This window comes from Leptospira borgpetersenii serovar Javanica (assembly GCF_003046425.1).
GTDB classification, from domain to species: domain Bacteria; phylum Spirochaetota; class Leptospiria; order Leptospirales; family Leptospiraceae; genus Leptospira; species Leptospira borgpetersenii.
Genome location: NZ_QAJG01000046.1, coordinates 1 through 7,903 on the forward strand (window position 1 = coordinate 1; position 7,903 = coordinate 7,903).

Here is a 7,903-nt window from a genome sequence, read left to right on the forward strand (position 1 = left end):
AGATGACTGGTCAGAAAGAGATGATGAAGGCGATGCTTGAACTTGAAAAGGAAGTGAACGAGATCACGCAGGAATCCGGAAAAATTCAAGATGGAGTTTTGAAAATTAAAACTCAATCGAGAGATTTAAAGGCTTTGAGTGTCGTTTAATCTGTTTTGCAAGGTACTTCCGATTTACAATTTAGGTCCTCTTTCCAAAACTGTCCTTGAAGAAATCGATAACTTTCTTTTCTAGGGGAGCGGATTAATGCCACGTAACGTAAAAGCGGCCATCATAGGTGGAACGGGACTTTATAGTTTGGATGGAATGGAATTGATAGAGGAAATTTATCCCGATACTCCCTGGGGAAAACCTTCCGATAAAATCAAAATCGGGAAGTACAAAGAAAAACTAATCGCGTTTTTACCGAGACACGGAATCGGACATTTTCTTTCGCCACCCGAAATCCCGAATCATGCGAATATTTGTGCACTCAAACAACTTGGCGTGGAAGAGATTGTCGCCTTTAGCTCGGTTGGAAGTTTGAGAGAAGAAATCAAACCTCTCGATTTTGTTTTACCTTCTCAAATCATTGATCGTACCCATTTAAGGGATTCCACGTATTTTGGAAACGGAATAGTTGCCCACGCTCCATTCGCGGAGCCATTTTCTCAAAACTTGGGTAAAAGAATTGAACAAACCGCTGAAAAGATCGGCTTGAAAATTCATACGGGCAAAACATTGATTTGTATGGAAGGGCCTCTTTTTTCTACAAAGGCCGAATCTCATCTTTATCGTTCTTGGGGTGCGGATATTATCAATATGACTGTACTTCCGGAAGCGAAACTTGCTCGGGAAGCTGAGATTTCATACCAGATGATTTGTATGTCTACGGATTATGACTGTTGGAGAGAAGGGGAAGAGTCCGTCACCGTTGAGATGGTGATCGCAAATCTTACGAAGAATGCGGAAACCGCTAAAAAACTACTTTCCAAACTGATTCATGTGATTGGAAACGGGGACGACCTATCTTTAAAAAACAGTACCCGATATTCGATCATCACGGCACCTGAAAAAAGAAATCCGGAAACCGTAAAAAAACTCAAAGTTCTTTTCCCAGAATACTTTTAAATCGATCTTTTATCGGATCTCATCTAGACTTTTTTTCAATGCCCGGCGATATTCCGGATAAAGAGCAAGGTCGTTATGCGAGCCGTTTGGGATCGTAAAAAGAATCACATCTTGATTTCGTTCTTTCAATTTTTTGAATATGATTTCCGAATTTGAATATGGAATGATCTCATCTTCCGTTCCGTGGAAAATCCTGATTTTAGAGCGTACAGTTTCCAATTTGCTCAGGTTCCGAAATTGAAAACGTAACATCCAAGTTTGTAGGAACGGATAGTAATTTCGCGCCAGAGTTGGCAAATCAGTAAATGGGGTCTCTAAAAATAAATCAAGGTCCGGATTCTCAAAAGCTAAGTTCGCCGCAACTCCTGTGCCAATGGAACGACCATAGATTACGATCTCGTTTCTAGGAACCTTAATTTCCTGAAGTACGTAATTCAGCCACAACTCGGCATCTTCATTCAGCGATTTTTCGGAAATACTTCCCGAATTCTTTCCATATCCTCGGTAGTCGGTAATTAGAATATTCCATCCGAAGGGAAGAAAGTCTTCACAAATTCTTTCCCAAGTTCTCAGGCTTCCCGCATTTCCATGAAAGAATAAAACCGTTTTCTTAGAAATGTTACTTTTGGATGGGAAATAAAGTCCGTAACTTATTTCTCCGTCGGGAGTATTGAGTTTGATTTCCTGAAACTCGTTCGGAAACCGGAATACGAAATTTTCGGGAAGTTTTTCCGGAAAAAAAATCAGCCTGTCTTGGTTCCACCAAACGAGAAACAAAACCAGCAAAATAGCGGATAATAAGAATATAAAAATGGGAATCATAGATCGTTTCATAGAACATTAAGGGGTTGGAAGGATTTCTTTTTTCCAAAGCTCTTTTCCATATACGTCAAAAATCTGTAGAACAAGTTTTCTTTGACCTCGTTTCCCGCTTACGGAAATCGTTCCAAAATTTCTTTTATCAACAAGGGTTCCTTCCACCCGTAAAGGATTTTTTTCAGAAGGGGAATAATATCTGGAAGTTAATGGTGAAACGGTGAAATCGTAAATCGATATGTCGTCTTCCTGAAGAAAGTTCAACTCCGTATGATGGCGATCACCCGTGAGAAAAATCAGATTTTTAATTTTTAAATCTCGAATCGCGGAAAGGATTTTATTTCTTTCTTGAGGATATGTGGCGTGGTTTTCAAAAACGGGGTTCGGGTTTAAAAATTGTCCGCCGATCGCGACGAACTTAAATGTGGCTTTTGAATATGCTAAAGAATTTACAAACCACTGAAATTGTTTTTCTCCCAGAATCTGTCTCGGGCCGATTTCCCGGTTGTTATTTGCCGTTCTAAATGTTCGATTATCCAAAAGAAAAAATTGAACATCTCCCCAAACGAAAGAGCCGTAGATACCTTCTTTTGCATAATTCGGATTTCCCCAATGAAGTTTGAACATTTCTTCCGAAGTTTCTCTCATCCAAAAGGAAGAATCCGAGTCGTTCGGACCGAAATCATGATCGTCCCAAATCGCATAGTGATGGACCGATGCAAAAAGCGGAGCAAGTTCTGGAATTCCACGCTGATGCCTATAACGATGCAGGAAACCGGTTCTTGAATCCCAATCCGGTTCTCTCAGATAGATGTTGTCTCCGAGCCAGAGCATAAAATTCGGTTTTTTGGAAAGGATAGAGTTAAAGATAAAGTACTCACCGCCATAAGGTTTTCCAGGGACATCAAATTCACTTTCATTGACATAAGCGCAACTTCCAAGCGCGAACGAGAATGAAGGTGGGTCTTGATGGGACGCATAGGCAAAAAATGATTGTGCCTGAAATGTCTGCGGGTGTTCCCCTTTAATTCTTTTTCCGTCTACGAGTAGATTGTAATTATAACTTTTGCCAGGTTCGACGCGGTTTGCGATCAATTTTGCGATAAAGCCCGTTTTATAATCCGTTTGTATTGTTTCGGAAATATACCTATTCCTAGGATTTCCAATTTCAGAATATTCTAATGCAACTTTGGAAGCCTGATCAGTTTGAATCCAGACTAAAACTTCCTTTAATGTGGAATATCCCAAAATCGGTCCAGAGACAATTTTGGCTGCCTCTGCATTTAGTTGAAGATTAAAAATCAATAGAAGATAATAAAGAACTCTTTTGTGTTTTAGAATTCTGAATTTCATAAATAATGTCCTTTTAAATTATTATATTACATCGAGTGTAAAAAAATCGGAGTCACTTTAAAAGTTCAAATATTTTTTCTTGGGAATCTATTTGTAATAGGTTTGTTCAACCCTTTTGGGAAGGATGTGTGCCAGAAGCTTTGTTTTTCAAAACCGATTTATTCTGAGCGATTGCAGTGATAGGAAGTTTATTCCCACTTTTAAAGGCTTTTTTCTTTCCTTTTTTGAATTCCGATTTCATATCATATAAAAAACTTTCAAAATTGACTTGTATAATTTGTTTTTTGGATGTCGCATAACGTTCTATTATTTTTGATTCGTGCCGTAAATGAAGTATTAGCGTTTATAATAAGACTTATAAATTATAGCAGGGTCAATGAAAAAAGTTTAGAATGGATCAAGCGTTTGATTGTTGTCGAATCCTTGTGTGATAAGGAAAGCAGTTCTAGATACAATCTTGATTATATCTAGAGTAGAGCTGTTGAAAAATTCCATGATTCAGATTAACAAAACCGTTTCAAACGTCCATTTTAATGCAGCAGAAACAGATAGAGAATTAATTTTTCAACAACTCTAGTAATAGGCGCGAGTGAATATGTCTATAATTGCTTTTGTAAGAAAGTCGGAATTTATTCGATTCTAAAATTTTAAAATGAAAGAAAGTTTAAATATTTTGAAAAACGATTTTTTAATCAAAGATAAATATCTCGTGTTTCTTCGATATACTACGGTCGATTCCGGATCCGTAAAAGATAATCTTTTAGCTTAACTTCTTGTGGTAAATTTTGCCTCAAAATTCTTTTCGCTCGAAACGGATTCTTCTTTCTTTTTCCAGTTTTGGAGAATATACAAAGAAGAAGAGGTGGGCTCTTGAGTTTAAAACTTCTTTATAGAAAAGAATTATTTAGAGAAGAGGCTTTTTGGGGAGGATCTTGGAAGTCGGGATATCTTAATGAAAAAATTTCCGTAAACAACCCTGCAAACCTTGAGGTTTTGGGTTCCGTCCCTTCTTTGGGTTCCAAGGAGACTTTGGAAGCGATTCAAACTTCTGTACATGCATTTTCGGATTGGTCAAACAGACCGGCAAAAGAACGTTCATTTCTTATTCGAAACTGGGCTGAGAAGATGAAAAAGAATCGAGAGGATCTTGCGATTCTTATGACCTTGGAGCAAGGAAAACCTCTCGGTGAGTCTAGAAGTGAGATCGATTATGCATTTTCCTTTTTGGAATGGTTTTCCGAAGAATCGAAACGCACTTACGGAGACATCATTCCAAGTCATAGGAAAGATACGAAGATCGAGGTTTTAAAACAACCCGTCGGAGTATGCGGAATTTTAACTCCTTGGAATTTTCCTTCTTCGATGATTACTCGTAAAGCGGCTGCGGCTTTGGCCGCCGGTTGTACGATAATTTGTAAACCTTCCGAGCTGACACCGTTCTCTGCGCTTGCGTTAGCGGCACTTGCACAAGAGGCGGGAATTCCGGAAGGAGTCTTTCAAGTCCTAACGGGTTATCCGGAAAATATCGCGAATACTTTGATTGATCATACCGACGTAAAGAAGATTAGCTTCACCGGTTCCACTCGTGTAGGAAAACTTATCATGGAAAGAAGTTCTAAAACTTTAAAACGACTTTCCTTAGAATTGGGAGGGAACGCTCCCTTTTTGATTTTTGACGACGCAAATTTGGAATCCGCTGTCAAAGGAGCTATTCTTTCCAAGTTCAGAAATTCGGGACAAACCTGTGTGTGTGCAAATCGATTTTTGGTTCAAAAAGGAATTTATAAGAAGTTTCTAGATCTATTTTCGGCAGCGGTTTTAAAATTAAAGGTGGGAAACGGATTTGAAAAAGATGTAAACATGGGTCCGTTGATCAATGAAGCGGCGGTTCGTAAGATGGAAATTCATGTCGAAAACGCAAAATCGACAGGAGCAAAACTCATCATTGGTGGAGACAGAGTTGAACCTGATACATTGTTTTTTTCTCCGACTATTTTTTCCGAAGTAAAAGAAAATTCTCTTTCGATGAAGGAGGAAATTTTCGGGCCGATCGCCCCTGTATATCAATTTGAGTCAATGGAAGAGGCGGTTCAAACTGCGAATTCTACGCCTTCCGGATTAGCGGCTTACGTTTATACGGAGGATTATCGAAAGGTTAAACTTCTTTCGGAAAAAATCGAATCGGGAATACTAGGAGTCAACGAAGGACTCATTTCCAGTGAACAGGTGCCGTTTGGAGGTATAAAAGAATCTGGTTTCGGAAGGGAAGGATCTAAATACGGAATCGATGAGTATCTTAATATCAAGTATATTTGTACCGGTGGCTTTTAACCTTTAACCGCATAAAATTGCTATAGTTTGTCTTAAGAACCCCGTCTCAAAACTGTCTTCTGTGGGAGCGGCATAGCCGCGACATTCTCTTCGTCCTTTGAATGTAGTACGTTCCCACAAATTACGTCTCTTTGAGAATTTTGTTGTTATGTATATTCTGGCACATCGGTAACACTCTAGACTGGGACATGGGTTACGCTTTATTCGCTGTAGTTGTACAGGCGTTTCGTATTTCAATACTTTTCCTGTAAATAAATCTAACATATTCAGAACTGCATTCGTAAAATAAATCTTACACAAACGCTCTGAAACTTGCAGTGAAATTACAACCCTTACAAATCATTTTATAACATCGTTGTTTTTAAAATTTCTTATGTGAAACAATATTGAATATGAATTTCGAATTTCCTTGACGATAGTAGTTTGTAAAAGTTTATAGAATACTTATATTATGGGTCTGATTTATTTAAATTATTTCTCTTTGGCTTCGTTAATCGGGATTCTTTTTATCGGATTCACTGCGTTCTTTTTTTTCTCCATTCAAGAAAAGGCATCCGGTACGATTTATCTTAGCGTTGGTCTTTTGTTTCTTGGAATACTTCACATCGGTTACATGGCAGGTTTTCCATTTTACACATCTTGGTCCGTCTTTCATAGATGGATCGTGATTCCTTCTCCCTTTTTGGGAGTTTTATTTCTGATCATGTTCTTTTTTAAATACCCGGAGCCGGTTTCCAAAAAAATAATGATTCCGGCATTTTCAATCGCTTTGTCGGGAGTGGTCGTTATCTGTGTTTGGTATTTTTACGAATCTTTCTCCGCAAAAAGAGTCTTTTACTTCTCGGGCCATTATTGGGACTTTCAAGTTAATTTCTTTTATAAGGTCTATGCCGTAGCTATCATTTTTTATACCTTTCTTTTTGTTGGAATCGGTATCTGGAGAATGATAACTCTCAAAGGCAAGGACAGAATTATTACCGGAATCGTTTTAATACCCATGGCCTCTATTATTCTGATTCCGGGAGTGTTTAATGCGATGAGCCGAGACGGAGCGGTTTCCAGAGAATTGTATCAAACGGTTTTGGACATTTCTCTCGTAACCGGTTTGTTTGTCGTGCTTGTGGGTTATATTAACTATACGAGTGAAAAGACTTCCATTCTTTCCAGAATTACCGGAATCACACTCGCTACGTTTTTTCTAATTCTACAGATCGTAAGTATATTTATTTTCAATCAATATGAAGAATCGTACGACTTAATTAAAAAAACAGAGGCTAGACTTTCCGCGGCCGGTTTAGAAGTTTCCAAAGATTTGGAATACGTTTTCCAATACGATCCTGGGACGGATTCGGTAACGTCTCTCTTTCCGGGAAATTCTCAACAACCGGACGAATCCACGCTGAGAGAATTCCGTTTTTTCAAAATAACCCATAATCTTTTCGAACTTCCTTCTCTTCCCAATGAGGAATTTAAACAAAGTGTGGAAGATATATTAAAAAATTCTCCCTCCGGTTTCGATGCGTATAAAGCGGGAGTAAAAGAATATCTTTCTTCTAAAAACGAAACTCGACTTTCGGGGAAGGACATAGAATCGTTTTTTGACGCTTTACAAAGCACGTTAGTTGTGCTTAGGAACAAACACTTCCACTTGCCTCCCAAGGAAAAAAACGATCCGGCTTCTTTGGATAAATTGTTTCAATCGAAAGTTCCCGGAATCGACGGATATCTAAGGGAGCTGAAAAAATTCGCGTTAAATCTGGATTCCGAAAAAAGAGATAAAATTTTTGATACATTTCTTACACAGATAAGAAAGCAGGACGAAAGAACGTACAAAGGGGAAAGAGTTTATGAATTAAACGGTCCGGTTCCCAAACATTACATTTCTTACTTTTACGTATCTGGAGGAAAAATTTATGAAGTAGGGTTTCGATACGAATCTTTAAGGGAATATCTCCATCCTACCGGTAAAATCCTTTATATGTCTGCGATTTGTATTTTGTTTCTTGTTTTATTTGGATTCCGTTTTTTCTTTCAAGGAGCTTTATTGAATCCTCTCGAAGATGTAGTGGTCGGTTTAAGGGAAGCCAATTCCGGAAACTTAGAATACCGTCTTCAAGTTAAGGTAGAGGATGAAATCGGATTTATCGCTCGTTCGTTTAACAAAATGGCAAATTCCATTCAAATGACAAGAAAACGTCTTCATTCTTCTGCGGAGACATTGGAGATTTCGGTGACGGATTTTTCGGAATTTACGAGTTTAACCAGTGCAAAAATGGAATCTCAAGCAGCTTCT

At 38.3% G+C, this 7,903-nt stretch carries 7 protein-coding genes; 4 read left to right on the top strand and 3 right to left on the bottom strand.

The window, feature by feature from the left end; all coding sequences use genetic code 11:
- Both CLV95_RS18150 and mtnP read left to right on the top strand, forming a co-directional pair.
- Nucleotides 1-149 (top strand): hypothetical protein (locus tag CLV95_RS18150; RefSeq protein ID WP_002763669.1); only part of this gene is annotated, 149 nt, incomplete at its 5' end.
- 97 nt (nt 150-246) lie between these two features.
- Nucleotides 247-1,110 carry an S-methyl-5'-thioadenosine phosphorylase gene (gene mtnP / locus CLV95_RS18155; RefSeq protein WP_002734917.1) on the top strand — a complete coding sequence of 288 codons (864 nt, stop codon included), beginning with the start codon at nt 247-249 and terminating at the stop codon, nt 1,108-1,110.
- A 9-nt stretch (nt 1,111-1,119) separates the two neighbouring features.
- Here mtnP and CLV95_RS18160 read toward each other — a convergent pair whose 3' ends face one another.
- The 3 genes from CLV95_RS18160 to CLV95_RS20190 all read right to left on the bottom strand — a co-directional run bounded on the left by CLV95_RS18160 (nt 1,120) and on the right by CLV95_RS20190 (nt 3,520).
- Nucleotides 1,120-1,944 (bottom strand): alpha/beta hydrolase, encoded by an 825-nt coding sequence (locus tag CLV95_RS18160; protein ID WP_002734898.1) that lies wholly within the window; start codon nt 1,942-1,944, stop codon nt 1,120-1,122.
- A gap of 6 nt (nt 1,945-1,950) precedes the next feature.
- The gene (locus CLV95_RS18165; RefSeq protein ID WP_002727943.1) at nt 1,951-3,279 is read right to left on the bottom strand and encodes an alkaline phosphatase D family protein; all 1,329 of its coding nucleotides are present in this window, start codon (nt 3,277-3,279) and stop codon (nt 1,951-1,953) included.
- A 106-nt stretch (nt 3,280-3,385) separates the two neighbouring features.
- Nucleotides 3,386-3,520, bottom strand: coding sequence for a hypothetical protein (locus CLV95_RS20190; protein ID WP_016749323.1), 135 nt, complete (start codon nt 3,518-3,520; stop codon nt 3,386-3,388).
- A 629-nt stretch (nt 3,521-4,149) separates the two neighbouring features.
- Here CLV95_RS20190 and CLV95_RS18170 point away from each other — a divergent pair.
- Nucleotides 4,150-5,610, top strand: a complete 1,461-nt coding sequence (locus tag CLV95_RS18170; protein ID WP_002735069.1) for an NAD-dependent succinate-semialdehyde dehydrogenase — start codon at nt 4,150-4,152, stop codon at nt 5,608-5,610.
- A 451-nt stretch (nt 5,611-6,061) separates the two neighbouring features.
- The coding region (locus CLV95_RS18175; protein WP_107695056.1) for a HAMP domain-containing protein at nt 6,062-7,903 on the top strand (1,842 nt) is incomplete at its 3' end.

Coding starts and splice junctions, on each gene's coding strand:
- mtnP (WP_002734917.1), top strand. CDS start 247: ATGCCACGTAACGTAAAAGCGGCCATCATAGGTGGAACGGGACTTTAT.
- CLV95_RS18160 (WP_002734898.1), bottom strand. CDS start 1,944: ATGAAACGATCTATGATTCCCATTTTTATATTCTTATTATCCGCTATT.
- CLV95_RS18165 (WP_002727943.1), bottom strand. CDS start 3,279: ATGAAATTCAGAATTCTAAAACACAAAAGAGTTCTTTATTATCTTCTA.
- CLV95_RS20190 (WP_016749323.1), bottom strand. CDS start 3,520: ATGAAATCGGAATTCAAAAAAGGAAAGAAAAAAGCCTTTAAAAGTGGG.